This window comes from Streptacidiphilus jiangxiensis, assembly GCF_900109465.1.
GTDB lineage: Bacteria > Actinomycetota > Actinomycetes > Streptomycetales > Streptomycetaceae > Streptacidiphilus > Streptacidiphilus jiangxiensis.
The window spans coordinates 16,981-43,723 of record NZ_FOAZ01000031.1 but is presented as its reverse complement, the minus strand read 5'-3'; the positions used below and the strand labels follow the sequence as shown (position 1 = coordinate 43,723).

At 73.4% G+C, this 26,743-nt stretch carries 26 protein-coding genes; 15 read left to right on the top strand and 11 right to left on the bottom strand.

Annotation, left to right across the window (positions count from 1 at the left end; all coding sequences use genetic code 11):
- Positions 1-39: 39 nt before the first annotated feature.
- On the top strand, positions 40-1,416 hold the full coding sequence (locus BMY61_RS38140; protein ID WP_143094722.1) for a hypothetical protein: 1,377 nt from the start codon (positions 40-42) through the stop codon (positions 1,414-1,416).
- Positions 1,417-1,423: 7 nt separating this feature from the next.
- On the opposite strand, the gene BMY61_RS38135 is transcribed toward BMY61_RS38140, so the two are convergent.
- Positions 1,424-2,347 (bottom strand): amidohydrolase family protein, encoded by a 924-nt coding sequence (locus BMY61_RS38135; RefSeq protein WP_042452704.1) that lies wholly within the window; start codon positions 2,345-2,347, stop codon positions 1,424-1,426.
- A gap of 207 nt (positions 2,348-2,554) precedes the next feature.
- On the opposite strand from BMY61_RS38135, the gene BMY61_RS38130 reads away from it, so the two are divergent.
- Entirely contained in the window at positions 2,555-3,103 is a 549-nt protein-coding gene (locus tag BMY61_RS38130) for a COG4315 family predicted lipoprotein (protein ID WP_042452707.1), read from the top strand.
- Between the two features lie 45 nt (positions 3,104-3,148).
- Here the strand turns inward: BMY61_RS38130 and BMY61_RS38125 are convergent, their stop codons facing one another.
- A complete protein-coding gene (locus BMY61_RS38125; RefSeq protein WP_236656284.1) occupies positions 3,149-4,024 on the bottom strand; it encodes a UbiA family prenyltransferase in 876 nt (291 codons plus the stop codon).
- Positions 4,025-4,162: 138 nt separating this feature from the next.
- Between BMY61_RS38125 and BMY61_RS38120 the strand changes: the two genes are divergently transcribed.
- From BMY61_RS38120 to BMY61_RS38090, 7 genes are all read left to right on the top strand, one after another.
- The gene (locus BMY61_RS38120; protein ID WP_042452896.1) at positions 4,163-5,257 is read left to right on the top strand and encodes a type III polyketide synthase; all 1,095 of its coding nucleotides are present in this window, start codon (positions 4,163-4,165) and stop codon (positions 5,255-5,257) included.
- Entirely contained in the window at positions 5,254-5,802 is a 549-nt protein-coding gene (locus BMY61_RS38115; RefSeq protein ID WP_042452708.1) for an isoprenylcysteine carboxyl methyltransferase family protein, read from the top strand. Before BMY61_RS38120 ends, BMY61_RS38115 begins: the two co-directional genes overlap by 4 nt.
- A complete protein-coding gene (locus BMY61_RS38110) occupies positions 5,787-6,836 on the top strand; it encodes an NAD(P)/FAD-dependent oxidoreductase (protein ID WP_042452710.1) in 1,050 nt (349 codons plus the stop codon). Before BMY61_RS38115 ends, BMY61_RS38110 begins: the two co-directional genes overlap by 16 nt.
- Before the next feature lie 145 nt (positions 6,837-6,981).
- Positions 6,982-8,877, top strand: coding sequence for an alkyl/aryl-sulfatase (locus tag BMY61_RS38105; RefSeq protein WP_042452711.1), 1,896 nt, complete (start codon positions 6,982-6,984; stop codon positions 8,875-8,877).
- 42 nt (positions 8,878-8,919) lie between these two features.
- Positions 8,920-9,186, top strand: a complete 267-nt coding sequence (locus BMY61_RS38100; protein WP_052439036.1) for a LapA family protein — start codon at positions 8,920-8,922, stop codon at positions 9,184-9,186.
- A 191-nt stretch (positions 9,187-9,377) separates the two neighbouring features.
- Positions 9,378-10,364, top strand: coding sequence for a patatin-like phospholipase family protein (locus tag BMY61_RS38095; protein ID WP_063773320.1), 987 nt, complete (start codon positions 9,378-9,380; stop codon positions 10,362-10,364).
- A gap of 94 nt (positions 10,365-10,458) precedes the next feature.
- The gene (locus BMY61_RS38090; RefSeq protein WP_042452713.1) at positions 10,459-10,926 is read left to right on the top strand and encodes a CBS domain-containing protein; all 468 of its coding nucleotides are present in this window, start codon (positions 10,459-10,461) and stop codon (positions 10,924-10,926) included.
- Between the two features lie 6 nt (positions 10,927-10,932).
- On the opposite strand, the gene BMY61_RS38085 is transcribed toward BMY61_RS38090, so the two are convergent.
- Both BMY61_RS38085 and BMY61_RS38080 read right to left on the bottom strand, forming a co-directional pair.
- On the bottom strand, positions 10,933-12,573 hold the full coding sequence (locus BMY61_RS38085; RefSeq protein ID WP_042452715.1) for an amidohydrolase: 1,641 nt from the start codon (positions 12,571-12,573) through the stop codon (positions 10,933-10,935).
- Positions 12,570-14,114: an APC family permease gene (locus tag BMY61_RS38080; protein WP_042452717.1), complete on the bottom strand. Its 1,545-nt coding sequence runs from the start codon at positions 14,112-14,114 to the stop codon at positions 12,570-12,572. Before BMY61_RS38080 ends, BMY61_RS38085 begins: the two co-directional genes overlap by 4 nt.
- A 127-nt stretch (positions 14,115-14,241) precedes the next feature.
- Between BMY61_RS38080 and BMY61_RS38075 the strand changes: the two genes are divergently transcribed.
- Positions 14,242-14,979 (top strand): TetR/AcrR family transcriptional regulator, encoded by a 738-nt coding sequence (locus tag BMY61_RS38075; protein ID WP_042452720.1) that lies wholly within the window; start codon positions 14,242-14,244, stop codon positions 14,977-14,979.
- Between the two features lie 10 nt (positions 14,980-14,989).
- Positions 14,990-15,595 (top strand): TetR/AcrR family transcriptional regulator, encoded by a 606-nt coding sequence (locus tag BMY61_RS38070; protein ID WP_161791299.1) that lies wholly within the window; start codon positions 14,990-14,992, stop codon positions 15,593-15,595.
- Between the two features lie 53 nt (positions 15,596-15,648).
- Here BMY61_RS38070 and BMY61_RS38065 read toward each other — a convergent pair whose 3' ends face one another.
- The 5 genes from BMY61_RS38065 to BMY61_RS38040 all read right to left on the bottom strand — a co-directional run bounded on the left by BMY61_RS38065 (position 15,649) and on the right by BMY61_RS38040 (position 21,760).
- Entirely contained in the window at positions 15,649-17,253 is a 1,605-nt protein-coding gene (locus tag BMY61_RS38065; RefSeq protein WP_236656301.1) for a solute symporter family protein, read from the bottom strand.
- Positions 17,250-17,660 carry a DUF485 domain-containing protein gene (locus BMY61_RS48130; RefSeq protein WP_042452727.1) on the bottom strand — a complete coding sequence of 137 codons (411 nt, stop codon included), beginning with the start codon at positions 17,658-17,660 and terminating at the stop codon, positions 17,250-17,252. The genes BMY61_RS38065 and BMY61_RS48130 overlap by 4 nt, the downstream gene beginning before the upstream one ends.
- Positions 17,661-17,984: 324 nt before the next feature.
- Positions 17,985-19,532 (bottom strand): long-chain-fatty-acid--CoA ligase, encoded by a 1,548-nt coding sequence (locus BMY61_RS38050; RefSeq protein WP_042452729.1) that lies wholly within the window; start codon positions 19,530-19,532, stop codon positions 17,985-17,987.
- A gap of 148 nt (positions 19,533-19,680) precedes the next feature.
- Complete coding sequence (locus BMY61_RS38045; protein WP_042452903.1) at positions 19,681-20,094, bottom strand: cytidine deaminase family protein; 414 nt, start codon at positions 20,092-20,094, stop codon at positions 19,681-19,683.
- A gap of 181 nt (positions 20,095-20,275) precedes the next feature.
- Positions 20,276-21,760, bottom strand: coding sequence for a sialidase family protein (locus BMY61_RS38040; RefSeq protein ID WP_201777611.1), 1,485 nt, complete (start codon positions 21,758-21,760; stop codon positions 20,276-20,278).
- Positions 21,761-21,938: 178 nt separating this feature from the next.
- Between BMY61_RS38040 and BMY61_RS38035 the strand changes: the two genes are divergently transcribed.
- Genes BMY61_RS38035 through BMY61_RS38025 form a run of 3 tightly spaced genes read left to right on the top strand, consistent with a single transcriptional unit; the run spans position 21,939 to position 24,309 of the window.
- The gene (locus BMY61_RS38035; protein ID WP_042452731.1) at positions 21,939-22,715 is read left to right on the top strand and encodes a hypothetical protein; all 777 of its coding nucleotides are present in this window, start codon (positions 21,939-21,941) and stop codon (positions 22,713-22,715) included.
- Positions 22,712-23,392: a hypothetical protein gene (locus BMY61_RS46760; RefSeq protein ID WP_161791300.1), complete on the top strand. Its 681-nt coding sequence runs from the start codon at positions 22,712-22,714 to the stop codon at positions 23,390-23,392. Before BMY61_RS38035 ends, BMY61_RS46760 begins: the two co-directional genes overlap by 4 nt.
- Before the next feature lie 47 nt (positions 23,393-23,439).
- Positions 23,440-24,309, top strand: coding sequence for a class II glutamine amidotransferase (locus tag BMY61_RS38025; RefSeq protein WP_042452733.1), 870 nt, complete (start codon positions 23,440-23,442; stop codon positions 24,307-24,309).
- Between the two features lie 7 nt (positions 24,310-24,316).
- Here BMY61_RS38025 and BMY61_RS38020 read toward each other — a convergent pair whose 3' ends face one another.
- Entirely contained in the window at positions 24,317-25,279 is a 963-nt protein-coding gene (locus tag BMY61_RS38020) for a quinone oxidoreductase family protein (RefSeq protein ID WP_042452736.1), read from the bottom strand.
- Positions 25,280-25,405: 126 nt separating this feature from the next.
- Between BMY61_RS38020 and BMY61_RS38015 the strand changes: the two genes are divergently transcribed.
- Positions 25,406-25,969 (top strand): TetR/AcrR family transcriptional regulator, encoded by a 564-nt coding sequence (locus BMY61_RS38015; protein ID WP_042452738.1) that lies wholly within the window; start codon positions 25,406-25,408, stop codon positions 25,967-25,969.
- Positions 25,970-25,986: 17 nt separating this feature from the next.
- Here BMY61_RS38015 and BMY61_RS38010 read toward each other — a convergent pair whose 3' ends face one another.
- Complete coding sequence (locus BMY61_RS38010) at positions 25,987-26,694, bottom strand: SDR family NAD(P)-dependent oxidoreductase (protein ID WP_042452739.1); 708 nt, start codon at positions 26,692-26,694, stop codon at positions 25,987-25,989.
- Between the last annotated feature and the right edge of the window lie 49 nt (positions 26,695-26,743).

Genomic DNA, 26,743 nt, shown 5'->3' with positions numbered 1-26,743 from the left:
TGTCGGTGACCGGGGGAGCTGAGGGTAGTGGCGGAGCCGATGACGGCGGGACCGGCCTTTCTCCGTGCGCTCGGCGTCGAGCCGGACGATGGCCAGGTGCGGCTGCTGTGCCGTGAGTTGGAGTGGTTCGCGCATCCGCGGGTGCGGACCGCGGCGGCGCGCGGGGAGCCGGAGGACACGCTCGTGGAGTTCCTGGCCACGACCGAGCTGGCCCTGCCCGTCGCCGCGCGGCAGGGGCTGGAGTCGTTCTGCGCCGAGTTGGCGGATCCGGCCGCCGCGCTCCGGTCTCCCCGGGGATGGGCGCTCGATCGGGTGGGAGAGTGGTTCGGCGTGCCCGCCGCCGCGCCCGCCCGGCAACTCGAGGATCTGATCGCGAGCTGCGGCCGATCGGACCGCCCGCTCGACAGCAGGACGGTGCGCCGCTTGTATGTGGAGGCCTCGGAACTGTGCGACCTCTGGGTGCTGGCCGTGCAGGAGGGTCTCGTCTCCTTCCCCGAGCCGGTCGGGACGGCGGACGAGGTGCTGGCGACCGAGAGCGCGGTGCTCGGCTTCTTCGACCCCGCCGACCCGGTGGACATCTCCCTGCGGCGCCTGGAACTTGCTGACCTGGTACGACAGTTGACCGAGCTGCTCGCGCTGGACCGGTGGCGTCTGCTGCCCTGGCGGGACTGGCCGTCGGACGAGGTCCCGTCGTTGGGCTGGCCGGCGCTGCTGGCCCAGGCGCAGTACCGGCTCCGCCAGATCGCATCGGCCGGTGCGCCCGCCAGGGTCGAGGCCGACACCGAGCCGACACCGGGTGGCGGCCGACGTCACGGCCACGCCCGGCACCTGCTCGACGCGTTCGGCGGCGGCCCGGCCGAGTCCGGGCGCCGCCGCGTCCGGCGCTCCCTTCTGGTGGCGATGCCCTGGGCGAGCAGGCTCCAGGTCCTCGACCTCGGCGACCCGGTCGCGACCGGGGTGCAGAAGGAGGTCGCCGCCTTGTCGCTGCACTTGCTCGACCTGCGGAAACCCGTCGAGCGAGCCCCCGGACCGGATCAGCTCCCGCTCAGCGCCTGGGAGTTGCGCGAGCTCTTCCCCGAGCTCCACCTCCTCCTCGCCACCTGCCGCGACCTGCTCGCCCACGGCGGCGCGGGCCCGTACCGGGAGTACGACGACCCCACCGTCCTGCCCGCCCTCGTCGCGGACGCGCATCTCGCGTCTCGCGGTGGCTCCGGGCGGGTTGCCGCCGCGCTGGCCGGGGAACTCGCCGCTTTCAGCCTGCTGTTCCCCGGGAACGACGCCACCGACCGGGCCCTGGGGCTGCTCGGCCACGAGCCGCGCGACGCGGAGCGCGGCCGCCCGTGGTGGGACGACCTGACCTGGTACGCCTGGCTCCGGTACGCGGCGGCCGCGGTGATGCGGTCGAACGCCGGATGACGAGTCGTCACAGGGCGAAGAGACGCGCCGCATTGTCGTGGCAGACGGCCCGGAGCCAGTCCGGGCCGAGGTCGAGGCGCTCCAGGGCGCGCAGTTGGTGCAGGTAGGGGTAGGGGATGTTGGGGAAGTCGGAGCCGAGCAGCACCCGGTCGCCCAGGTCGGCCAGGCGCGGCAGGGCCCGCTTCGGGAAGGGCATCAGCTGTTCGCTGAAGTCGGTGAAGGCCATCGTCGTGTCCAGCCGCACCTGGTCGTACTGCTCGGCCAGGGTGAGGAAGTCCTCGTACTCGGGCATGCCGAGGTGCGCGACGATCAGGCGCAGCCGCGGGTGCCGGGCCAGGACCGCGGCGATCGGCTCGGGGCCGGTGTGCTTGCCGGGCGCGGGTCCGGAGCCGCAGTGGATGACGACGGGGACGCCCGCCTCGGCCAGCAGGCCCCAGGCCGACCGGAGCAGCTCGTCGGTCGGGTCGTAGGCGCCGACCTGCACGTGCGCCTTGAACACCCGCGCGCCCGCCTCGACGGCCTCGCGGACGTACGCCTCCACGTCGGGCTCGGGGAAGAGCGTCGCGGTGTGCAGGCAGTCGGGGGTGCGCCGGGCGAAGTCGACGGCCCAGGTGTTCAGCCAGCGGGCCATGCCGGCCTTGTGCGGGTAGAGCATCGCGGTGAACGCGCGGACGCCGAAGGCCCGGAGGACGGCGCTGCGCTCGTCCTCCTCGTGGCGGTAGGTGATCGGCCAGGCCGCCCCGCCGGTCAGCGGCCCCATGGCGTCGAAGTAGTCCCAGACCTTGCGCAGGACACGCTCGGGCATGAAGTGCGTGTGGACGTCGACGAGGCCCGGCAGCCCGAGACCGCCCCAGAACTGCCGGATCTCCTCGACCTCGCGTGGGTCGAGGACGCCGACGGCGCTGTCGGGCGTGGCGTGATGATCGTTCATGCGTCAACGATCGCGTATCCGCGCAGGAACCGGGAAGGCGGGGCCTCCGGCAGGGCCCCACGGGAGCTTGGCCAAGGCCCGGCTCGCGGGAGCTGAACCCGCTTCCGTCCGTGGGCGTAGTACCGGGCAGGACCCCGCTTTCGGCGGGCCGACGGACCGACCGCTTCACAGCGGGTGTCGCGGCAGTCCTCTCGGAAGAAGATCGTCATGAATCGTCTCCTCGCCCTCCCGGCCGTCGCCATGGCTGTCGCGGCCCTGGCCGTCGGCTGCAGCTCCAGCACCAAGAACGCGGTCTCCTCGCCTCCCAGCTCGACAGGCGGATCCACCGCGACGACCTCCGCGGCGGTGCACACCGTGAACTCGAAGTACGGGCAGATCCTGGTGGACGGCTCCGGCCGCACCCTGTACCTGCTGACTGCGGACTCCGGTGGCAAGTCCAGCTGCTACGGGACGTGCGCGTCCTTCTGGCCGCCGGCCCACACGGCGGGCACACCGACCAGCAGCGGTCTCAACGCCTCGATGGTCGGCACGACCGCCCGCACGGACCACACGACGCAGGTCACCTACCACGGCCACCCCCTCTACACCTTCGTGAAGGACACCAAGTCCGGTGACGTGACCGGGGAGGGGATCACCAACTTCGGCGGCACCTGGTACGTCGTCGGCGTCGACGGCAACGCGATCACCAGTGCTCCCGCGACGCCGGCGCCGAGCCCGAGCACCAGCGGCTCCGGAGGCGGCGGCTACGGCTACTGAGGTCGCGCCCCGCCGGGGCGGTGGCCCGCGAACGGCCTGGTGGGCTCAGCCCGCCAGGCGACCGCCGCGCAGGAGCAGCAGGAGCACGTCGGCGCCGGCCAGGGCCAGGCAGGCGAGGAACGGCGCGCGGCTCCGGCCCGGCGGCCACAGGACGACGGCCGAGGAGAGCGCACCCGCGGCCGTGAGGCCGAGCACGCCGGACAGATCCACGGGACCGGACGGCCCGCACAGGAGCACGGCCGAGCCCGCGCCCAGTGCGCCGGCGGCGAGCACGCGCGCTCCGCGCCCGCCCAGCCGCTGCGGCAGGCCCCGCACCCCGGCCCGCAGGTCGTCGTCGATGTCCGGCAGGACGTTGGCCGCGTGGGCGCCCACGCCCAGCAGTGCCGCAGCAGTGGGTGCCCACCAGTGCGGCCACGGGGAGCCGGGGAGCGCGCGGGTCAGGTAGGCGGGAAGCAGACCGAAGGCGAGGCCGTAGGGGAGCCAGGACCAGGCGGTCCGTTTCACGCCGAGGTTGTAGGCCCAGCCCGCGGCCACCCCGACCAGGTGCAGGCTGCCGGCGGACCGTCCGCTCGCGAGGGACAGCGGGACGCAGGCGGTGAGCGCGCACGCCGCCGCGACCGCCACCGTGCGCCGGGAGACGGCGCCCGTCGCCAGCGGTTTGTCGGCCCGTGCCGCGACGGTGTCCCGGGCGGCGTCCACCGCGTCGTTGCTCCAGCCGATGGAGAGCTGGCCGGCCAGCACGGACGCCCCGATCAGCGCCGTGCCGGTCACGCCACGCCCGGACGCGGCGGCCAGCGCGGTGACCACGGCCGTCACCGCGGCGGCGGGAGCGGGGTGAGCGGCCAGCAGCAGACTCCGGACACGCCCGAGGGCCCGGGCCGCGCCGGGTCCGGTCCGGTCCACCACTCCGACGGCGTCCACGCCCCGAGCGTAGAACGACATCCCCGGCGCGCGCCGCGCCACGCGCGTGAAATGCCCGGGAACTCTTCGTTCAGCTGATGTTCCGGATGTTCGGTTCGTGTTCTGAGGATTGATCAGATGACGGCCTATGATGGCTGGATGACGCGAATCGCGGCTGTCCACGGAGTGCTTCCGGAACACCGGTACCGCCAGCGTGAGATCACCGACGCGCTCGCGACGATGTGCCTGGAGGGGGCACACGACGAAACGCGGGAGCGCGCCGTACTGGAGCGCCTGCACGCCACCGCCGGTGTCCGCACCCGGCACCTCGTCCAGCCGCTCGAACGCTATGCCGGGCTCGACGGGTTCGGTGCGGCGAACGACCTGTTCATCGAGGAGGGGGTGCGGCTCGCCGAGCGGGCGCTCGCGGCCGCCCTGGACGAGGCCGGGATCGCCCCGCAGGAGGTCGACCTCGTCCTCGCCACCTCGGTCACGGGCATCGCCGCGCCCTCCCTGGAGGCCCGCCTCGCGGGGCGGCTGGGCCTGCGGCCGGACGTCAAGCGCATCCCCGTGTTCGGCCTCGGCTGCGTCGCAGGGGCGGCCGGACTCGCCCGGGTCCACGACTACCTCGAGGGCCACCCGGACCAGGTCGCGGTGCTGCTCTCGGTCGAACTGTGCTCGCTGACCCTGCAGCGCGCCGACACCTCCGTGGCGAACCTGGTGGCCGGGGCGCTCTTCGGCGACGGCGCCGCCGCGCTCGTGGCCGTCGGCCGCCACCATCCGCGCCGTCAGGAGTTCTCCGGGCCCGATGTGGTGAGCACCCGGAGCCGCCTCTACCCCGGCACCGAGCGCGCGCTGGGCTGGGACATCGGCGACAGCGGATTCTCGATCGTGCTGGGCGCCGAACTGCCCGAGCTGGTCCGGCTGCACCTGGGCGAGGAGGTCCGCTCGTTCCTGGCCGCCCACGACCTCAAGCCGGACGGCGTGGCGGGCTGGGTCTGCCACCCCGGCGGGCCCAAGGTGCTGGAGGCGCTCCAGGAGACGCTGGGCCTCGGACCGGACGCGCTCGAGCTGACCTGGCGTTCGCTCGCCGAGGTGGGCAACCTGTCCTCGTCGTCGGTGCTGCACATCCTGCGCGACACCCTGGCCCTGCGGCCCCCGCCGCCCGGCAGCCCGGGCCTGCTGCTGGCGCTCGGCCCGGGGTTCAGCTCCGAGGTCGTGCTGCTCCGCTGGCAGGGCGGAGGCGACCGATGACCTGGTACTACCTGCTGATCGTGCTCGTCGCCGCGGAACGGGTCGCCGAGCTGGTCGTCGCGCGCCGCAACGCCGCCTGGAGCGCGGCGCGCGGCGGCGTCGCCCACGGGGACGGCCACTACCCCGTGATGGTCGTCCTGCACACGGGCCTGCTGGTCGGCTGCCTCCTCGAGCCGGGTCTTGCCGGCCGGCCGTTCCTGCCCGCGCTCGGCTGGCCGATGCTGGCTCTCGCGCTCGGCGCGCAGGCGCTGCGCTGGTGGTGCATCACCACGCTCGGACCGCGCTGGAACACGCGCGTCATCGTCGTGCCCGACCTGCCGCTGGTCGACGCCGGCCCTTACGCGCTGCTGCGGCACCCCAACTACGTGGCCGTGGTCGTCGAGGGGTTCGCCCTGCCACTGGTCCACACGGCCTGGGTGACCGCCCTCGCCTTCACGCTGCTGAACCTGCCGCTGCTGGCCGTTCGTCTGCGCTGCGAGAACGCGGCCCTGGCCGGAGTCGTGCCACCCCCGGCGGCTGCGGGCGTGTCGTGCTCGACCTCCTGATCGTCGGCGGTGGACCGGCCGGACTCGCGACGGCGATCCACGCCGTCCGGGCCGGCCTCGACGTGGCCGTGGCCGAGCCGCGCCCGACCCCGGTCGACAAGGCCTGCGGCGAGGGCCTGATGCCGGGCGCGGTGCGGGCGCTCGACGCTCTCGGCGTGACCCCGAAAGGGCACGTGCTGCACGGCATCCGCTATCTCGACGCGGCGGGTGGGTCCGGGCAGGGCGGGAACGGCGCCGAGGCCGCATTCCGTCACGGCAACGGCCTGGGCGTGCGGCGCACCGTCCTGCACGAGGCGCTGGCGCTGCGGGCCGCGGAGCTCGGCGTCCCGGTCCGTCCGTTCCGCGTCGACCCGCGATCCGTCCGGCAGGACGGCGAGAAGGTCACCGCCGGGGGAGTGGCGGCCCGTTACCTCGTCGCCGCGGACGGCCTCCACTCGCCGCTGCGCCGGAGCCTGGGCCTGGACCTGCCCGACCCCCGCCCCTCCCGCTACGGGCTGCGCCGGCACTTCGCCGTCCCGCCGTGGACGGACCACGTGGAAGTGCACTGGTCCGCGCGGGCCGAGGCCTACGTCACCCCGCTCGGTCCCGAGCTGCTCGGCGTGGCCGTGCTGACCGGCGACCGGGCACCCTTCGACGAGCAACTGGCCCGCTTCCCGGCCCTGTGCGCCCGACTCGCCGAGCAGGCCTCGCACGCGGCCACCGCCGTGCGCGGCGCCGGGCCGCTGCGGCAGCGGGTCCGGGCCCGGGTCGCGGGCCGGATCCTCCTGGTCGGCGACGCCGCCGGGTACGTCGACGCGCTGACCGGGGAGGGCGTCTCGCTCGCCCTGACCGGTGCCGCGCATCTCGTCCGCTGCGTCCGCGAGGACCGTCCCGCGGCCTACGAGCGAGCCTGGAGCCGCGCCTCCCGGCGCCACCGGCTGCTCACGCACACCCTGGTCCGGGCCCGGGCGCACCCGGCCCTCGCCCGCCGCATCGTCCCGACCGCCGCGCGCCTCCCGGCCGTGTTCACCCTCCTCGTCAACGGCCTGGCCTGACGAACGGGTGAGCCGGAGGCCGCCCGGGCTCACCCGTCCGGAGCAGTGCGGGTGGCCGCCCCCCTGACCCCTCGGAACAGTGGCGCACAGAGCCGCGCGGGCGGCGACGCCGGGTACCGGACCCGGCGCGGAGAGGGGCAGGGACATGGCGCAGGACAGTTCGTCGAAGGCGGCGCAGCCGCAGATCACCGCCGCCAACGAGGCGGTGCTCAAGCGGTACCCCTTCGACGACGAGGCGGACTTCGAGGACGCCGCGCGCGGCTACCTCGGCTCCCTGGACGACGGGGAGATCGCCGACGGGAAGGGCCGGGTCGTCTGGGACCTGAACGCCTACGCCTTCCTCGACCAGGACTGCCCCGACACCGCCAACCCGAGCCTGTGGCGCCAGAGCCGACTGGTCTCCCGGCACGGCCTGTTCGAGGTCACCGAGGGGATCTACCAGGTCCGCGGCTTCGACCTGTCCAACATGACGGTGGTCGAGGGCGAGCGCGGGGTGCTGGTGATCGACCCGCTGATCTCCGCCGAGACCGCGGCGGCCGGGCTCGCGCTCTACCGCGCCCACCGCGGCGACCGTCCCGTCACCGGTGTGCTCTACACCCACAGCCACGTCGACCACTTCGGCGGCGTCCGGGGCGTGGTCGGTCAGGAGGAGGTGGACGGCGGCGTCCCGATCTTCGCGCCGGAAGGCTTCCTGGAGCACGCCGTCAGCGAGAACGTCTACGCCGGGACCGCCATGGCCCGCCGCGCCGCCTACATGTACGGCGCGGCGCTGCCCAAGGGTGTGCGCGGGCAGGTCGGCGCCGGGCTCGGGCAGACCACCTCGACCGGATCGGTCGGGCTGATCCCGCCGACGGTGACGGTCACCCGGACCGGCCAGAGCGAGACCGTCGACGGCATCCGGATGGTCTTCCAGCTCACGCCCGGCACGGAGGCCCCGGCCGAGCTGAACATCCACTTCCCCGACCACGCGGCGCTGTGCCTGGCCGAGAACGCCACCCACAACCTGCACAACCTGCTGACGCTGCGCGGCGCCGAGGTCCGCGACCCACGGGTGTGGGCCCGCTACCTGTCCGAGGCGGTCGAACTCTACCTGGACGGCACCGACGTCGCCTTCGCCTCGCACCACTGGCCGGTCTGGGGCCGCGAGCGGGTCGAACGGTTCCTCACCGAGCAGCGCGACACCTACGCCTACCTGCACGACCAGACCCTGCGGATGCTCAACCAGGGCCTGACCGGGCCCGAGATCGCCGAGCGGATGCAGATGCCGCCGGCCCTGGAGCAGGCCTGGAACACCCACGGCTACTACGGCTCGGTCTCCCACAACACCAAGGCGGTCTACCAGCGCTACCTGGGGTGGTTCGACGGCAACCCCGCCCACCTGTGGCAGCACCCGCCGGTCGAGGCGGCCACCCGCTACGTGGAGTTCATGGGCGGCGCCGACGAGGTCCTGCGGCGCGCCCGTGCCAGCTTCGAGGAGAACGACTTCCGCTGGGTGGTCGAGGTCGTCAACCACGTGCTGTTCGCCGACCCGGACAACGCGGCGGCACGCACCCTGCAGGCCGACGCGCTGGAGCAGCTCGGCTACGGCAGCGAGAACGGCACCTGGCGCAACTTCTACCTGATGGGCGCGCTGGAGCTGCGCCACGGCTCGATCGGCACCCCGACCGTCGCCTCCTCCCCGGACCTGCTGGCCGCGCTCACCCTGGACCAGCTCTTCGACGCCCTCGCGATCCGTGTCGACGGCCCCGCCAGCTGGGACAAGGACGTCACGGTGCGGTGGGAGCTCACCGACGGGCCGACGATCACCCAGCGGCTGCGCAACGGCGTGCTCACGCACACCTTCAGCGAGGCGGGCCGGACGAAGCAGCCGGACGTCTCCCTCTCCCTCGGCGAGGCGGACCTGCGGGCGGTGCTGACGGGCGCGGTCGCGCCGACGGAGCTGGCGCAGCGGGCCCAGGTCACCGGCGACCCGGCGAAGCTCGCCGAACTGCTCGGCAGCCTCACCGAACCCGACCCCGACTTCGCCATCGTCACTCCCTGACCCACCGCGCGCTGCCGCGCCCCCCGGGTGATCCTGGTGAACATGGCAGAGAAGACATCCGAGGGACGTGAGCCGCTGCTGCACGTCAAGGGGATGAACGTCACCGGCCGCGCGCTGATCGTCGGCGTGCTGCTGGTGGCGTTGGTCTGGTTCGTCGCCGCCAACACCCAGTCCGTGAAGGTCCGGCTGTGGGTGCCGACGGTGACGGCTCCGCTGTGGCTGGTGCTCGCGGTGACCGCGGTGGTCTCCGGCGCCATCGGGTGGTTCGTGGGCCGCCGACGGCTCCGGAACAAGGGCCGCCGCAACTGACCGGACCCCCGCAAACCGACCCCGGCGACACGGCTCGTCGTGGCACGTCCGATCATGGAGGTGGGAGGCGGAGTGCGGGCCCACCGACGCGGCAGGTCGGTGAGCCCGGGACGCGAGGCACGTGAGGAAGGCGGCGCTCGACGATGGCGGTGGCGCGGAGTACGGACCACAGGGACGGCGCGCCGGAGGGCGTGCCCCGCACGACGCCCCGTACGACCTCCGGGCCGCGGCGCGGGCTGGTGCTCGGCGCGGGCGGGAGCCTCGGAGCGGCCTGGACGATCGGTGCGCTGTGCGCGCTGCAGGAGGCCACCGGTTGGGATCCGCGCACCGCGGACGTCATCCTGGGCACCTCGGCCGGCTCCCTGGTCGGCTCCATGCTCGGCATCGGCGTCAGCGCGGCCGACCTGCGCGACCACCAGCGCGGCGTCGAGCCGGCCGGAGGCCCCATGCGGGGCGTCCGGGTCGACTACGACACGTGGGTGGGCGGCGCGCTGCCCCGGATGCCGCGCCCGGGGATCGGCTCGCTGCGCCTGCTGCGCAACCTGGCCGGCCACCCCCAGCGCATGCCGTTCACCACGGTCCTTGCCGCTGCGGCGCCTCCCGGCCGGGGCAGCCTGAGCGGCGTCCGCGACCTGTACCGCCAGCTCCATCTGGACGACGGCTGGCCGCCGAACCCGGCCCTGCGGGTGGTCGCCGTGGACCTCGACACCGGCATGCGCGTGCCCTTCGGCACGCCCGGCGCCCCGACCACCGACCTCGCCTCCGCCGTCACCGCGTCCTGCGCGCTGCCCGCCTGGTTCGAGCCGGTGCGGATCGACGGGCGCCGCTACGTGGACGGCTGCGCCTGGTCCGACACCAACCTCGACCTGCTGGCCGGCGAGCAGCTGGACGAGGTCTACGTCCTCGCTCCGACCTGCGCGCGCGAGACGGACCACCCCCGCAGCGTCCCCGCGCGCGTGGAGCGCGCCCTGCGCCGGATCTCCACCAACCACCTGTTGCGCGAGGCCGGGCAGGTGCGCGAGACCGGCGTCCGCGTGCACGTGCTCGTCCCCGGCCCCGAGGACCTGGTGGCCATGGGCGCGAACCTGATGGCCCCGCAGCAGCGCCTCACCGTCCTGGAGACCTCCCTGCGCACCACCACCGCGGCCCTGGCCCGCACCCCGGTCTGTCCGTCGTAGCGCGGACACCGGACCGGCCCGGCCGTTCGGCGGGGTCGGGTTGTGGGCATGACCACTCCTGAGAGGCAGGCACAGGTCGAAGGAGGGACACGGCATGAGTCCGACCGTCGCGCAGGTCCTAGCTGCCAAACCCGATGCCGGCCGCACCGTCCACACCATCGGACGGGACGGCACCGTGCTCGACGCCCTGCGGCTGCTGGCCGACAGGGGCATCGGCGCCCTGGTGGTCATGGCCGACGAGCGGATCGTCGGGATCGTCACGGAGCGGGACTACGCCCGCAAGGTGGAGCTCCGCGGTCGTTCGGCGGCGACGACGCTCGTCGAGGAGATCATGACCGCCAAGGTCCGCTACGTCGAGCCCACCCAGACCGCGGCCGAGTGCATGGCCCTGATGACCGAGCACCGCATGCGCCACCTCCCGGTCCTCGACGAAGCCGGCCGGCTGACCGGCCTCGTCTCGATCGGTGACCTGCTCAAGCAGCAGATCGCCGACCAGCAGTTCACCATCGACCAGCTGGAGCACTACATCCAGGGCGCGCCGAGTCCCGCCTACCCGAGCTGAACCGGATCACTCCTTGACGTGGACGGCGACACCACCCACGTAGGTGCGGTGGACGGTCGTCGACGCCAGCTCCTCGGCCGGGACCGCGTACGGGTCGCGGTCGAGGACGGCGAGGTCGGCCAGGGCGCCAGGGCGCAGCACGCCGGTGTCGTCGAGGTGGTTCACGTAGGCGGAACCGGCCGTGTAGGCGGCCAGGGCGGCGGTCAGCGAGAGGCGCTGCTCCGGCAGGAAGACGGGGTGGTCCGAGCCCGGGTGGCTGCGGTTGACCGCGACGTGGATGCCCTCGAACGGGTTGGGGCTGCTGACCGGCCAGTCGCTGCCGGCGGCCAGCACCACGCCCGCGCGATGCAGGTCGCCGAACGGGTACTGGCGGGTCGCCAGGTCGCCGCCGAGGAACGGGATGGTGAGCTCGTCCATCTGCTTCTCGTGCGCGGCCCACAGCGGCTGCATGTTGGCGGTCGCGCCCAGCTCGCGGAAGCGGGCGATGTCGTCGCGGTGGACGACCTGGAGGTGGGCGAGGTGGTGGCGGGTGTCGCGCCACCCGTTGGCGGCGCGGGCGGCCTCGACCGCGTCCAGCGCCTCGCGCACCGCGCGGTCGCCGAGCGCGTGGAAGTGGACCTGGAAGCCGAGCGCGTCCAGCGCGGTGACGTGGGAGCGCAGGGCGAGGGGGTCGACGAAGCTGAGGCCGGCGTTGGCGGTCGCGCAGCCGCAGGAGTCACGGTAGGGCTCGGTCATCGCGGCGGTCTGGTTCTCGGCGATGCCGTCCTGCATGATCTTGACCGTGCCCGCGCTGAACCGGTCGCCCAGCCGCAGCCGCTCGCGGCGCTCGACGAGTTCGGGGATCTGCTCGGCACCGCGCTCGCGGTCCCACCACAGCGCACCGCGCACCCGCGCCGTCAGCAGACCGCGCTCGATCGCCAGCGCATAGACCTCGGAGGCGTCGGCCATGCCGTTGTAGACGCCGAGCAGAGCGTCCTGCCACGCGGTGATGCCGTAGGAGTGGAGCAGCGCCTGCGCCTCCAGCAGGCCGCGCAGGCGGTCCTCCAGGTCGGCCTCGGGCACGTGGCGCGAGACCAGGCCCACCGCGCCCTCCTGGAGCATGCCGCTGGGCGTGCCGTCGGCCTCGCGCTCGATCCGGCCGTCGGCCGGATCGGGGGTGTCGGCGGTGAGTCCGGCCAGCTCCAGGGCGAGGGTGTTGGCCCAGGCGCCGTGGTGGTCGCGGTTGGAGAGCAGGACCGGCCGGTCGGCGACGACGGCGTCGATCTGCTGCCGGGTGGGCTGCCCGCCGGGGAAGCTGTCGAGCGACCAGCCGCCGCCGGTCACCCAGGCCCCGGCGGGCAGGGCGTCGGCCGCGGCGCGGATGCGGCGCTGGTAGGCGGCCAGGTCGGCGGCGTCGGAGAGGTCGCAGGAGATCAGCTCGACGCCGCCGCCGACGGGGTGGACGTGCGCGTCCTGGAAGCCGGGGACCAGCGCGCGGTCGGCGAGGTCGACGACCTCGGTGCGCGGGCCGATCAGACCGCTCAGTTCGTGGGCCTGGCCGACGGCGGTGATCCGGTCGCCGGTGACGGCGAGCGCGGTGGCGCGGCTGCGGGCGCCGTCCATGGTCAGCACGGGGCCGCCGGTGAGGACGAGGTCGGCGTGGGTCATGCGGAGATTCCTTCGAGCGAGGTCGTGGCGCCGGCGGTGGCGGTGGTCCCGGCGTCGGCGTCGAGCGCCGGGAGGGAGTCGGCGTCGGTGCCGCGGCCGGTGGTGAAGTAGGCGGAGCGGCGGCCCCACTTGGCCCAGGCGGCGGCGACGAGCCCGGTGACGATGATCAGCGCCGGGGTCAGCAGCTCGAACCAGCCGTTGTTGGCGTCGAGGGCGAAGTGGTCGGTGGAGGTCGCCAGCGTCCAGCAGAGCGTGCCGCCGACGAAGAGCAGCGCCAGGGCGCTGACGAGCGGCACGACGACGCTGAGCAGGGCGCGGCGCGGGGCGGTGCGCAGGTGGCTGCGGAAGCGCCAGGCGCAGGCGATCGCGGTGAGCGCGTAGCCGAGGGCGACGACCACGCCGATGGCGTTGACGGCGGCGCCGATCAGCTGGTTGACCGTGGGCAGGACCAGGGAGACGGCGGCGACGGCCGCGCCGGTCAGGCCGATCAGGGCGGTGCCGCGGGCGGGGGTGCCGAAGCGTGGGTGGAGCCGCGTCCACACCTGGCCCATCGTGCCGTCGCGGCCCATCGCGAAGAGCCCGCGGGCGGTCGGGATGACGGAGGCCTGCAGGGAGGAGACCAGCGAGAAGGTCAGCGCCACCAGGGGGAGCGCGGCCAGCGGCTGGCGGGCGAGGCGGTCGCCGAAGAACATCAGGCCCGTGGCGCCGTTCCCGGCCAGGTCGTCCAGCGGCAGGACGCGCTGGAAGGAGAGTCCGGCCAGCAGGAAGATGCCGAGGACCAGGACGAGCGAGAGGATGCCGCCGCGGCTGGCCTGGCGGGGGTCGCCGACCTCCTCGGAGACGCTGAACGCGGAGTCGAAGCCCCAGTAGCAGAAGAGCGCCAGCACCAGGCCCTGGGCGAGCGCGCCGGCCGAGGGCGCGCCGAACGGGTCGAACCAGGACAGGTGGAAGGGCTGGTGCCCGGCGAAGAGGCCGTAGCCGCAGAACCCGAGCAGCACCAGGTACTCGAAGACCAGCAGGATCGTCTGGAAGCGGGTGGCCTTGGCGACGCCGGTCATCGCGGTGACGGTGACGGCGGCCAGGACGACCATGCCGATCGCGGTGGACTGCCCGCTGGAGTTCGGGTCCAGCGCGAGCCCGGCCAGGTGGTGGAGCCCGCCCTCGCCGCCGAGCTGCAGCAGCGCGGAGCCGGTCAGCGTGGTGGTGTAGGCGAGGAAGACGATCGTGCCGACGATGTTGATCCAGCCGACCAGGAAGCCGAGCCAGGGGCTGAGCGACTGCCCGACCCACACGTAGGCGTTGCCGCAGTTGGGCTCGACCCGGTTGAGCTGGGCGTAGCCGACGGCGATGCCGAGCACCGGCAGGAAGCCGAGCAGCATGAGGCCCGGCAGGTGCAGGCCGACCACGCCGGCGATCAGGCCGATGCCGACGCCCACGCTGGAGGTGGCGGCGATGCTGGAGGCGGCCACCGCCAGGCTGTCCCGGGTCCCGATGGACCTGCTCATGGTCCGGTCGCTGCCGGCCGTTGTCGTGTCCTGCATGGATCCACCGCCTCACGGGCTACGGGGAGGGCGCGCTCGGCGCTGGTGAAACCATACGGAACCAGCGACTCCCTTCTCGTGTCAATGGTGTTGACATATTCGTTGACTCATCGCGTAAGGTCCCGCCATGGCACAGCGAGTGGTGGTTCCCGAGCCCGAGCGGCGGCGCAGGCGCCCGACCAAACAGGGCGTGGTCCTGTCCGAGCAGCTGATCGTCGAGACCGCGATCCGGCTGGTCGGACAGCAGGGCGCGGCCGCGCTCTCGGTCCGGCGCCTCGGCCTGGCGCTCGGCGCCGACCCGAGCGCCGTCTACCGCTACTTCCGTGGCACCGACGACCTGTTGCTCGCCCTTGCCGACGAGATGGTCCGTCGGGCGCTCGACGGCTGGGCCTCGTCCGGGCAGTGGCGAACGGACCTGCGCGATCTCGGCATGCGCATGCACGCGGCCTACCTGAGCCACCCCCAGGTCGCCCTGCTCGCCGCGCACCGCACGACCGGACGCGTCCACGAGACCCGCGCCGTCGAGGCCATCATCGGCGTGCTGCGCGCGGCAGGGTTCCCCGACACCGACCTGGCCCGGATCCACGGCTCCTTCGCCGACCTGGGCCTGGCCTTCGCGGCGCTGGACGCCGCCGCGCTCGCCCTGCCACCGGCCGCGGCCGAGGCCGACCGCACCGCCTGGCGCGACACCTATCCGCGCCTGGACGCCCAGACCCACCCCAACATCGCGGCCACCGCCCACCTGCTCACCCGCGAGACGAGCCGCAGCGCCTTCCCCTTCGCGCTCGACCTCTTCCTGGACGCCCTCGTCGCCCGACTGTCCCTGCAGCAGGGGCCGCCCACCACCTCGGTCCCCACGGGATAGGGTGGCGGCCGTGACTTCTTCCTTGCGCAGCGAGTACCGGGAGCAGACCCGGCGGCGGCTGCTCGACGCGGTGCGTGAGGTGCTGGAGGAGACGGACTACGCCGCGGCCACGGTGGACGAGATCGTCCGGCGGGCCGGGGCCAGCCGGGCCACGTTCTACGTGCACTTCCGCTCCAAGGCGGAGGCGGCGGCCGCCCTGCTGGACCGGGTGACCCCGTCCGACCGGGGCGTCTACGCGACCCTGCCGAAGGCGCTCGGCACCCGCGCGGGTCTGCGGCGCTGGCTGGAGGCGTCACTCGGCTGGTACGAGGCGCACGCGCGCCTGCTCGCCGCGCTCAACGAGGCGATGGCGGTGGAGGGCACCGTCGCCCGAGGCCGTTCCGCGGCCGTCGAGCGGCTGGTCGAGGCGCTCCCGGAGTACCTGGAGCGCTGCGGCGATCCGGCGCGGGCGCGGGTGCGCCTGCAGTTGCTGCTGCGGCAGTTCCACCAGGTGGCCATGGACACCGTGGTCCAGGGCGCCTGGCAGCCCGACCGCGACCTGCTGCTGGACGAGCTGGCCGGCGCCTGGTGGGCGGTCCTGGGCGGCGTCGAGCCCGAGGCCGTGTCCGGCAACTGACGCACGCTCGACCTCGCCGGTCGGCCGCGGCCGCGCCCGACCGGCGGAGCCGGTTACTCGGAGCCGATCCCCGTCAGGATGCGCAGCTCCACCGCCTCCTGGTCGACCTGCGGGGCGTTGCGGCGGGCGCCGAACCTGCTGCCGGCCCAGCCCAGCAGGAACGCGGCCGGGATCGAGACGATGCCGACGCTCTGCAGCGGGAACCAGGCGAAGTCCAGGTTCGGGAAGAGCGTGCCCGGCCGACCGGAGACCGTCGGCGAGATCAGCTGCAGCCCGATCGCGAGCACCGTCCCGCCGTAGACGGACCACAGCAGTCCGGTGCGGTTGTAGCCGCGCCAGAAGAGACTGTGGACCAGCGCGGGCAGCACCGCCGAGGCCGCGACGGTGACCGCCAGCATGGACAGGAACTGCACGTTGTAGCCCTGGGCCTCGACCGAGAGGCCGATGCCGACGACGCCGAAGAGCAGCGCGGCCCAGCGGACCGTGCGGACCTCCTTGGCCTGGCTGAGCCGGCCGTGGCGGACGGCGTAGGCGTGCACGTCGTGGGCGAGGGTCGCGGCGGCGGTGAGCGTGATGCCCGCGACCACGGCGAGCACCGTGACGAAGACCGTGCAGGCGACGGCAGTCAGCAGGGTGATGCCCGCCGTCGTGGTGGGGCCGCCCGCCAGGTTCCCGGCGAGCAGCAGCAGCGCCGCCTGGCCGTTCGGGTTGACCGCGGAGATCATGGGCGCGCCCACGACCGCCGCCGCGCCGAGGCCCAGCACCGCGAGCGCCACGCCGTAGACGCCGACGATGCCGAACGCGTAGCGGGTGGACCGGCGCGCGGTGGCGCCGTCCGGCATGGCGCTGATACGCATGATCATGTGCGGCATGCAGGCCGCGCCGAGGACGACCGTGAAGTGCAGCCCGGCGATGTTCAGCGGGCCGCTCGCGGTGACGCCCAGCTGGGAGGCGGAGCGCAGGTAGCTGGCCGGGTGGCCGCTGCCCCTGGCGGCGGCGCTCAGCAGCGCGTCCGGGCTCCAGTGGAAGCGGGCCAGCACGTAGAGGATGGTGACCGCGAGGGTGGCGGTCACCAGCACCACCTTGGCGATCTGCATCAGACTCGTGCCGCGCATGCCGCCCGCGACGGTGTAGGCGACCATGAGCGTGCCGATCAGCACGATGCACGCCTGTTGGGCACCCGCGCTGCTCATGCCCAGCAGCATCGCCGTCGCCGCGCCGGCGCCGGTGAGCTGGACGATCAGGAACGGGATCGAGACCGCGAGCGTCGCCACGGCTGCGGCGATCCGCGGCGCGCTCCCGGGAGCGCGCAGGGCGAAGATGTCGCCGAGCGTGTACCGGCCGGCGTTGCGCAGTGGTCGGGCCATCACGAGCAGCGTGCTGAGCGCGAACGCCGTGCTCACGTCGAGCAGGATGCCGTCGTAGCCGGAGAGGGCGATGATGCCGGTGGTGCCGAGCATGGTCGCGGCGGAGATGTAGTCGCCGGACAGCGCCAGCCCGTTCTGGAACGGCGTCAGGGTGCGGTTGGCGGTGTAGAAGTCGGCGACCTCGTCGCGGTCCGGTCCGACCAGGACGCAGAGCAGCAGTGCGACGGCCACGAAGGCGAGGAACGCGATCAGGACGGGGGTGTGCGTCCCCGCCAGCAGGGCCGGGCTCACCACTCGCCCCCGCGGTGCTCGGTGGGCGACTCCCAGCCCCAGTACTGCCGTGCTTCGGCGTTCTGCGCGGCGGCGGCCTGCTCGGCCGCCGCGCGCTCCTCGTGCCGGGTCCGGAGCCGGTCGGCCTCCGGGTCCCATTCGCGGGCCAGCCGACGGTCGTAGCCGACGGACGTGCACAGCGCGAGCAGGCCGAGGGCCAGGCAGAGCAGCAGGCCCACGTTGATCCGGCCGACCACCTCCGTCGCCAGCACGCCGGGCGCGGCCCCGGCCAGGACCACCAACACGGTGAAGAAGACGCCGTTCACCAGGACGAGCCGCCGGTCGACGAGCCGCGCCTGCCCGCGCAGCGCCGAGACAGCCGGTTCTTCGTGCCGGCGGCCGGCCGATCTGTGGGACGTGGGATGCATGGAATCAGTCCTCGGGGTGACGAGGCGGCTGGAGAGTGGGCGTCAGCGTAGCCAGCCACGAGGACATTGACTAGACATGTGTCCAATGAAGAGACGCCGTATCGCATGCTGGTCACGCGTCTTACGGGGTGCGGAACCCCCGGACGGTCACCCGGGCGCGGGTGGCGGAGCCGAGCCGCTCGTGGAGGGCGATCGCGCCGGTGTCGGCCTCGGCGACGTGCAGGAACGCGTGCTCGTCGCGGGCCCGTAGGCGCGCCGGGTGGGCGTGGTGCCCGCGCAGGGACGCGCCGACGGGTTCGTCGAGGGAGGTGGCGTCGGGGTCGGTCAGCGCAGCTCCCGCTTGAGGATCTTGCCGGTGGCGGTCATCGGCAGGGACTCGACGATCTCCACGATGCGCGGGTACTTGTAGCCGGCCATCTGCTCCCGGCCCCAGGCGATCAGCTCGTCCGGGGTCGCCGCCGCGCCCGCCGCGAGGATGACCAGGGCCTTGACCTCCTCGCCGTGGCTCTCGTGCGGCACGCCGACGGCGGCGGCCAGGCTGACGGCGGGGTGCGTCATCAGCACCTCCTCGATCTCGCGCGGGTAGACGTTGAAGCCCCCGCGGATGATCATGTCCTTCGAGCGGTCGACGACGTAGTAGAAGCCGTCCTCGTCCCTGCGGGCGAGGTCGCCGGTGCGGAACCAACCGTCCCTCAGCACCTCGGCCGTGGCCTCGGGCCGGCTGTAGTAGCCCTTCATCACGTTGTGGCCCTTGACGGCGATCTCGCCGAGCTCACCCGTCCCGGTCACCTCCGACCAGTCCTCCGCGATCAGCTTGACCTGCACGCCCCAGATCGGCACGCCGATCGAGCCGGCCCGCGGCTCCCGGTCAGGGTCGCTGAAGGTGACCACCGGGCTGGTCTGGGACAGGCCGTAGCCCTCCAGGATCTGCACGTGGAGCCGGTCCCGGACCTGGTGGATGATCTCCACCGGCAGGCTCGCGCCGCCGGAGACGCCGATGCGCAGGTTGCGGGCGATCCGGTCCACGTCGACGTCGTCGGTGAGCGCGGAGAGCAGGCCCCACCACATCGTCGGCACCCCGGCGAAGAAGGTGATCTCCTCGCTCTCCATCAGCCGGACGGCCGCGGCCGCGTCGAACCGCGGCATCAGGTGGAGCGTGGCGGCCATCGAGAAGCCGGCGTGCATCTGGATCGTCGCGCCGAAGGTGTGGAACAGAGGCAGGCAGAGCAGTTGGCTGTCGGTGGCCGGCGTGGTCCGGAACATGCGGTTGCACGCCATGACGTTCATCATCGTGCTGGCGTGGGAGAGTTCGGCGCCCTTCGCCTGCCCGGTGGTGCCCGAGGTGTAGAGGATGATCGCGGTGTCGTCCGCCTCGGTGGGGACCGCGTCGAAGACCGGGCTCCGGCCTTCGAGCGCCGCCGCCAGCGTCTCCGCGTCGTCGATCGGGCTCGGCGCGGCCGGGTCGGCCGTGATCAGGAAGAACTGCTCGACCGTGGCCACCTCGCGGAACGCCGCCCAGCCGGCGGCGCCCATCGGCAGCTCCGGCGTGCCCTCGAAGCAGAAGTAGGCCTTCACGTCCGCGTCCCGCAGGTGGTAGGCGATCTCACGTGGCTTCAGCAGCACGTTGAGCGGGACCACGACGGCTCCGGCCTTGAGGACGCCGTAGTAGACGATCGGGAACCACGGCAGGTTGGGGCAGCTCAGGGCGACCTTGTCGCCGGGGCGGATGCCGCGTTCCACCAGCAGGCCGGCGACCTGGTTCGCGGCCGCGTCGACCTGGGCGTAGGTGAGCCGCGTCGGCCCCAGGACCACCGCGTCGCGGTGCGGGTGCGTGCGCGCGGAATCCTCGAGCAGGACCGACAGGTTCAGCATGGATCTCCTCCGGGGTACGGGTTCGGGGCCGGGCCGCGGGGGCCGGGCTCTGCGGCCCTTCCCTGCGGCGGGCCCCGTCACACCTGGTCGGAGACGATCACGCGGGAGCGCCGGTACCGGTTCCCGGCCCGAGCCGTCCGGGCGCGGCTCACTCGGCCTCGAGTTGGTGGTCGGCCCAGACGTAGCTCTCGGGCAACAGGTCGGTGATGAGGACGGTCCGGGTGCGGTGGCCCCCGCCCACGATGACCTTGATGTCGGGGAAGTAGTCGAGAAGGACCTGTCGGCACCGGCCGCACGGGGGAACGACCCCTCGGTCGCGGTCGCCCACAGCGACGATGGTGTCCAGCTCGTAGATGCCCTGGGCGGCGGCCGTTCCGATGAGGACCAGTTCGGCGCAGGGGCCTCCGGTGAAGTGGTAGGCGTTCACGGCGGTGACGATGCGTCCGTCCCTGGCGCGGGCCGCGGCCGCCATGGTGTGGTGGTCACCCCGGCAGCGAGTGCGTGACACGTGGGCTGCCTGCTGGATGAGTTCGTGATCGACGGGGAGGTTCTGCGCGGTCATCTTCTCTGCCTTCGTCTTCGTCAGGTCTCCGGCGACCTTGACCTGCGTGACGAGGGTCGGCAAGCGAATATCGACTGCGCGCCCGGAGGCGCCGTCCCGGCGCCCCCGCCGAGGGTGCAGGGCCGAGGCGCTGGTCGCGGCCGTCAGCGAACGGCCGTGACCAGCACTCTCGCAGAGGACCCTAGTTCGCGTTGCGGTAGAACGACGCGTTCCCGTTGGCGGTGTGCGCGGTGTAGACGACGGGGTCGGTCGCCGTCGGGACGGTGCCGGCCGTGACGGTGAGGCCGCCGGAGACGGTGTACATGCCCTCGTCGAAGGCCTGGCCGTTGGTCGGGGTCTGCCCGACCGCGAAGACGGCCACGCCCTTGCCGTTCACGACCGAGCAGGAGAGGTAGTCGCCCACCATCGATCCCTGCGTGGTCGAGGCGATCTGGGAGAGCGACATCGGCCCGGCGACGGTCTGCGCGGTGCTCCAGGTGGTGCCGCCGTTCGCCGAGGAGGTGTAGCCGACCTCCAACTGGCACGTCGCGGCGGTGCAGTTGGCGTTCGGGTAGAAGTAGTAGTAGAGGCCCAGTTTCGCGGTGGCGCCCGAGGTGGTGTGGTCGACGCCGATGCCGGGGATGAAGTGGTCCACCGTGCTCGTGGTCGCGTCGATCGGCACCCGGGTGACGGCGGACCAGGTCGAACCGTCCGTCGACATCGACCAGACGATGTCGTTGGAGGCGCAGTTGGTGCGGAACCGGCAGTCCTGCCAGGCGACGTAGATCTTGCCGGAAGCGTCGATCTCCGCGCTCGGCAGCCCGCCGCCGTCCCGCAGGCCGCCCGCGACCGGGTGCTCGCTGACGCTGGACACCAGCTTGGTCGAGTTCCAGGAGCCGCCGCCGTTGGTGGAGGTGAAGGCGCGGATCGAGGTCCCGTTGGTGGAGAACGGCACCACGACGGTGCCGTTGGGCTGCACGAGCGGTTGCCCGCCCAGGCCGTGGTTGCGGCTCCCCGAGGGTGAGAGCGGCGCCGACCAGGTCGCCCCGCCGTCTCTGGAGACGGCCAGCTCCACCAGGTTGTTGGAGGAGGTGACGTCGACCTCGACGTAACAGTTGCCGTAGTAGGGGCTGGTGGCGGAGTCGTCGCAGACGATCCACTCCTTGTCGTAGCCCTTGCCGTCGTTGCCCACCGCCAGCACCGGATTCTGCCAGGTGATCCCGTCGGCCGAGCGGCTGACGCTGACGCCGGCCCCGTTCACGTTCGCGTCGATCACCAGGCCGGAGACCATCCAGGTGCCGTGCTTGGCGTCGTAGGCCACGGCCGGGTCGGAGACCCGGGCCCAACTGCCGCCCTGGTAGACGGTGATGCCGGGCAGCATGCCGTGCTGCCAGGTGGTGCCGCCGTCGGTGGAGGTGTTCCAGCCGATGTCGGACGCGCCGCCGTCGGTGAAGCGGCCGACCTGCGAGGAGGCGACGACGGTGTTGCCGTAGGCGAAGGTGTCCGGCTCCAGTTCGGTGGCGTGCTGGCTGGTGGTGTTGGTGAACGGGTCGATGCTGATCTCGGTCGGCCCGGTGGCCGCGTGCGCGGGGCCCGTGCCGGCGAGCAGCAGCCCGCTCAGCGCTGCGGCGGTCGCGGCGAGGGCGGCCAGCGGCCGCCGGGATCTGCGGCGGGGGAACAGTGGCACAGAACATCCTTTCGACAGCCCGGCAGGTCGTGCCGGGCGGGAGGGTGAAGGACGTTCACGCGAGGTGCGTGCGTGTTCGCAACTCGGCAGTCTCACGGCGTTCATGACACCGCACAAGAGATCGGCCCTAAGGTGGGGGAAATTCTGAGGCGTTGAAGAACAAGGGGGCGGCTTCGCGATGGGATTCCGGCGCATCTGGGCGGAGTTGAAGGAAGGCAAGGACGTCGACGTCTATGTGACGATCTGTCTGGCCGTCACCGTCAGCGTGTTGTCCTTCCTGGACGTCATCTCGCTCGCCAGGGTGTCGAGTCTGCTGCTCGCCGTGCTCGCGGTGCTCGCCTACAACATCCTGGCCACCCGGTCGGCGGTGGAGCGCGAGGCCCGCGCCCCGCGCGGGCCGGAGCTCCACGACGACTTCCCCGAGGACCTGAAGCAGCGCCGGGCGGACTCCGACGACGTCTACCTGATCGGCGTCAACCTGGCCCGCACCATCGAGACGTCCTACCCGGCGTTCGAGACCATCCTGCGCCGGGGCGGCCGGATCCGGCTGCTGCTGACCGACGTCGACGCCGACGAGGCGGCCCTCACCACCCAGGGCCAGGCCAGCCGCCCCGCGCCGGAGGACATCCGCAACGACATCCGGCAGAGCCTCGGCAAGCTCCGTGCGCTCGCGGCGAGCACGGCCGACGCCGCCGGCCGGCTCGACGTGCGCACCACCAGGGTGGCGTTGAAGTTCGGCGCCAACTACCTGGACGCGGGCCGGCCGGGGGCGCGGCTCTACGTGCAGCTCTACAGCTTCCGGATCCCCGGCGAGTCCCGGCCCATGTTCCGGCTCACCCACGCGGACGGGGCCTGGTTCGAGTGCTTCGCCCTTCAGGCCGAGGCGCTGTGGGAGGAGGCCGCCGCCTGCGAACTGCTGCCGCCGCCGATCGGCGTCGCGGGGGCCGAGGCGTGACCGGCACGCTTCACGCATGCGGGGTGCTGCGCGAGGCGGTGACCCTCCCGGTCGGCGAGTGCGCCGACGCGCTGGCGGCGCTGGACGTGCGGGCCCTGCTGGACGAGTTCCTGTGGGGACCGCCGGGAGCCCTGGAGGTCATGGCCACCGAGTCCTACCGGCACGCGAACGGGTTCGACAAGCTGAGTTTCCCGGCCGTGGACGGCTCGGAGGCGCGCCTGCGCCTGCACCTGTGGCCGGCGGCCGACACCGGCGGGCCGTCCCATCCGCACGACCACCGCTGGCCGTTCGTCTCCCGGGTGCTGGCCGGCCAGGTGACGAACGAGATCTCCACCGTGACCGACGACCCCGACGGCGACCACCGGCGATACTCCCACCGCCCGGCTCCCGGCGGCTACGTGTTCCAGGAGCGCGGCCGCGCCACCCTGCGCCCGGCCGGGCGGTTCACCTGCCCGCAGGGCCGGACGTACGCGCTGCCGCCGGAAGTGGTCCACCGGGTGACCGTCCCGCCGCGGACCCGAACGGTGACGCTGGCGCTCGAACTCGCCCCGACCGCTCCGGGGACGTCGGTGTTCGTGCGCTCGGGCACGCTGCCGACCGGGGCGCAGGTCACCCCGCGTTGCTTCTCCGCCGCGGGCGTGCGCGAGCGATTGGCGGACCTTCGCGCCACGCTGTGACCTATCGTGGCGGTGCGGGGGATCGACCGCAGGAGAGGCGGAGCGTGATGTGCCGACTGTTCGGGCTGAGCAGTGCGCCCCATCGGACCCGCGCCACCTTCTGGCTGCTGGAGGCGCCGGACAGCCTCAGCGACCAGAGCCGCCGCGAGCCCGACGGCACCGGGCTCGGCTGGTTCACCGCCGACGGCCGGCCACAGGTGCACAAGGCGCCGGTCGCCGCCTACCAGGACCGCGCCTTCGCCGAGGAGGCCAAGAGCGTGGAGTCGCAGACCTTCCTCGCCCACATCCGCTTCGCCTCGACCGGGGCCCTGGCCGTGCGCAACACGCACCCGTTCGAGCAGGACGGCAGGCTGTTCGCGCACAACGGTGTGATCGAGGACCTGCCGCGGCTCGACGCCGAGCTCGGCGCGGACCGTGCGCTGGTCCAGGGGGACACCGACTCCGAGCGCTTCTTCGCCCTGGTCACCCGTGAGACCGCCGCCCGCGGGGGCGACGTGGGGGCCGGTGTCGAGGCCGCCGCCCGCTGGGTCGCGCGGAACCTGCCGCTGTACGCCCTGAACATCGTGCTCACCACCGCCGACCAGCTGTGGGCGTTGCGCTACCCCGACACCCACGACCTGTACCTGCTCGAGCGTCCCGCCGGTGGCCACCACGGCGTCCGACACCTGGACCACAGCGGCACCGGCGGCCGGCTGCGCGTCCACTCGGACGACCTGACCCGCCGCGGGGCGACCGTCGTCGCGAGCGAGCGCCTGGACGACAACCCGCGCTGGCAGCTGATGGCGCCCGGCGAACTCCTCCACGTGGGCCCGGACCGCACCGTCACGCGCCGCGTCGTGCTGTCCGAGGAACCCCGCCATCGCCTCACCCTCGCCGACCTGCATCCGGCCGCGGCCGCCTCGCAGCAGTCCGCCTGAGCGGCGCTCAGGGCCGGAGCACGAGTTTGGCGCCGGGGGAGGTGGACTGGGCCGCCCAGGCGGTGGCGATCTCGTCGAGCGGGTGGACGCTGACGGGGAGGGGCAGGGCGCCGGTCGCGGCGAGCGCGGCCAGGTCGGTGTAGGCGGCGGTCACCTGCGGGGCGGTGAGGGCGGTACCGCTGAAGCCGGAGACGCGCAGGTGCCGGTGGCGCAGGGCGGCGGCGTCGAGGGTGGCGGTGGCGCCCGCCGACTGGGCGAGGTTGACCCAACGGCCGCCGGGCCGCAGGGCCGCCTGGGCGAGGCGGGTGTGTGCGCCCCACAGCAGGTCGGCCACGACGTCGACCGGGCCGCCGAGGGCGGCCAGGAGGTCCGGGGTCGGTGCCGCCGTGGCGTCCGGCTCCAGGAGCAGGGTCGCGTCCGCCGCGTCGCCCAGGGCCTTCAGCCGGTCCGCGCTGCGTCCGGCGGCGACCACGCGGTCGGCGCCGAGGGCGCGGGCCAGGTGCACCAGGGTCTGGCCGAGTGCGCCCGTCGCGCCGAGGATCAGCACCGACTCGCCCGGCTGCAGGGCAGCCTCCTCGCGCAGCGCGAGCAGCGCGCTGACGCCGACCACGCCGATCGCCGCGGCCAGGTCGCCGTCGAGGGCGTCCGGCAGCGGGACGCAGGCGTCGTCGGGGACGGAGACCAGTTCGGCCAGAGTGCCGTCGACGAAGCCGCCCGGCACGGCGACGCGGACCCGCGTGCCGGGGGCGAGGCCGCCGCCCGAGACGACGGTGCCGGCCGCCTCGACACCCGGCACGTAGGGGACCGCCGGCGCACCCGCGGGGTGGCCGCCGGAGGCGATGAGCAGGTCCACCGGGTTGACGGCGGCGGCGGTCACCCGGACCAGGGTGTGGCCCGGACGGTCGACCGGGTCCGGTCGCTCGCCGAGGTGGGGAGGGGTGCCGAGCTGGGTCACGATCGCTGCGCGCATGACGCTCTCCTTGGCGGACGGCAGTGAGGGGCGCTTCCGTGACCGGCATTTCAATGACTGACCGGTCGGTCACTGAAACTAGCGTACGCCGCCGTCCCGCCGCCAGGGGAGCCGTAGACTCCGGGCATGACCACCCGAGCGGCTGCCGCCGAGCGCACCCGAGAAGCCCTGCTGGACGCGGGGTTGGAGATCGCCGAGCGGCACGGGCTCGCGGCGATGAGCGTCAACCGGGTCGTCACCGCGGCGGGCGTCGCCAAGGGCACCTTCTACGTCCACTTCCCCGACCGGGGCGCCTTCCTCGGTGCCCTGCACGAGCGCTTCCACGCCCAGGTCGCCGCCGCCGTCGGCGAGGCGATGGTCCCGCTGCCGCCCGGGCCGGAGCGCCTGCGCGCCGGCATGGAGACCTACCTCGACCTGTGCCTGCGCCACAACGGCGTCAAGGCGTTGCTCCTGGAGGCCCGCAACGACCCGTCGCTGGCCGACCAGGTCGCCATGCGCTCGCAGACGTTCGTCGAGCGGGCCGAGCCGGACCTGCGGGCCATGGGCTGGCCGGACCCGGCCTCCGCCGCCCGGCTGGTCGTGGCCATGTCCGCGGAACTGTCCGTCACCGAGACCACCGGCGGCACCGAGGACGCCGCCGGTCGCGCCGCCCTGTGGGCCTTCCTGGACCGGCTGGACCTGGGCCGCTGAGTCGAGCCCGCTTCGGGTCACCAGGGCAGCAGGCCCGCCGCGTTGCTGAAGGTGCCGGTCGGGCCGTCGGCGCCGATCCGCGCCATGCGGACGATGACCTCGGCGCCCTGCGCGACCGTCTGTGTGCCCGCGTGGTGGTTGAGATCGGTCGCGGTGAAGCCCGGATCGACGGCGTTGATCCGGATGTCGGCGAACGCCTTGGCCAACTGCACGGTGAGCATGTTGACCGCTGCCTTGGACGAGGGGTAGGCGAGGTCGGGGTAGAAGTGCTCCGGCGCCGCCGGATCCGCCAGCACCGAGGCCGCGGCCAGGCCGCTGCTGACGTTGACCACGACCGGCTGCGCCGAGCGCCGCAGCAGCGGCAGGAACGCGTGCAGGACCCGGACCATGCCGAAGACGTTCGTCTCGAACACCGCGCGCATCGCGTCCGCGGTGACCTCCTCGACCGGGACGAAGCCGCCGTCGGGGCGGCGCGGCTCGACTCCGGCGTTGTTGACCAGCACGTCCAGGCCGCCGTCCGCCTCGATCGCCGCGACGGCGGCGGCGACGGACGCGTCGTCGGTGACGTCGAGCTGCACGAAGCGCGCACCGAGCTCCTCGGCGGCCCGCAGGCCGCGCTCGCGGTCGCGGGCGCCGAGATGGACGGTGTGGCCGGCGGCGATCAGTTGGCGGGCGGTCTCGTGGCCGAGCCCCTTGTTGGCTCCGGTGATCAGTGTGTTCGTCATGGCTCCAGGGTTGCCCGGCCCGGGCCCCCGAGCCAGCCGCCCCGTCTTC

What these genes read in the sequence shown, in the direction of transcription:
- BMY61_RS38140 (WP_143094722.1), top strand. Translation starts at nt 40, where the DNA reads ATGACGGCGGGACCGGCCTTTCTCCGTGCGCTCGGCGTCGAGCCGGAC.
- BMY61_RS38135 (WP_042452704.1), bottom strand. Translation starts at nt 2,347, where the DNA reads ATGAACGATCATCACGCCACGCCCGACAGCGCCGTCGGCGTCCTCGAC.
- BMY61_RS38130 (WP_042452707.1), top strand. Translation starts at nt 2,555, where the DNA reads ATGAATCGTCTCCTCGCCCTCCCGGCCGTCGCCATGGCTGTCGCGGCC.
- BMY61_RS38120 (WP_042452896.1), top strand. Translation starts at nt 4,163, where the DNA reads ATGACGCGAATCGCGGCTGTCCACGGAGTGCTTCCGGAACACCGGTAC.
- BMY61_RS38115 (WP_042452708.1), top strand. Translation starts at nt 5,254, where the DNA reads ATGACCTGGTACTACCTGCTGATCGTGCTCGTCGCCGCGGAACGGGTC.
- BMY61_RS38105 (WP_042452711.1), top strand. Translation starts at nt 6,982, where the DNA reads ATGGCGCAGGACAGTTCGTCGAAGGCGGCGCAGCCGCAGATCACCGCC.
- BMY61_RS38100 (WP_052439036.1), top strand. Translation starts at nt 8,920, where the DNA reads ATGGCAGAGAAGACATCCGAGGGACGTGAGCCGCTGCTGCACGTCAAG.
- BMY61_RS38090 (WP_042452713.1), top strand. Translation starts at nt 10,459, where the DNA reads ATGAGTCCGACCGTCGCGCAGGTCCTAGCTGCCAAACCCGATGCCGGC.
- BMY61_RS38085 (WP_042452715.1), bottom strand. Translation starts at nt 12,573, where the DNA reads ATGACCCACGCCGACCTCGTCCTCACCGGCGGCCCCGTGCTGACCATG.
- BMY61_RS38080 (WP_042452717.1), bottom strand. Translation starts at nt 14,114, where the DNA reads ATGCAGGACACGACAACGGCCGGCAGCGACCGGACCATGAGCAGGTCC.
- BMY61_RS38075 (WP_042452720.1), top strand. Translation starts at nt 14,242, where the DNA reads ATGGCACAGCGAGTGGTGGTTCCCGAGCCCGAGCGGCGGCGCAGGCGC.
- BMY61_RS48130 (WP_042452727.1), bottom strand. Translation starts at nt 17,660, where the DNA reads ATGCATCCCACGTCCCACAGATCGGCCGGCCGCCGGCACGAAGAACCG.
- BMY61_RS38050 (WP_042452729.1), bottom strand. Translation starts at nt 19,532, where the DNA reads ATGCTGAACCTGTCGGTCCTGCTCGAGGATTCCGCGCGCACGCACCCG.
- BMY61_RS38045 (WP_042452903.1), bottom strand. Translation starts at nt 20,094, where the DNA reads ATGACCGCGCAGAACCTCCCCGTCGATCACGAACTCATCCAGCAGGCA.
- BMY61_RS38035 (WP_042452731.1), top strand. Translation starts at nt 21,939, where the DNA reads ATGGGATTCCGGCGCATCTGGGCGGAGTTGAAGGAAGGCAAGGACGTC.
- BMY61_RS38025 (WP_042452733.1), top strand. Translation starts at nt 23,440, where the DNA reads ATGTGCCGACTGTTCGGGCTGAGCAGTGCGCCCCATCGGACCCGCGCC.
- BMY61_RS38020 (WP_042452736.1), bottom strand. Translation starts at nt 25,279, where the DNA reads ATGCGCGCAGCGATCGTGACCCAGCTCGGCACCCCTCCCCACCTCGGC.
- BMY61_RS38015 (WP_042452738.1), top strand. Translation starts at nt 25,406, where the DNA reads ATGACCACCCGAGCGGCTGCCGCCGAGCGCACCCGAGAAGCCCTGCTG.
- BMY61_RS38010 (WP_042452739.1), bottom strand. Translation starts at nt 26,694, where the DNA reads ATGACGAACACACTGATCACCGGAGCCAACAAGGGGCTCGGCCACGAG.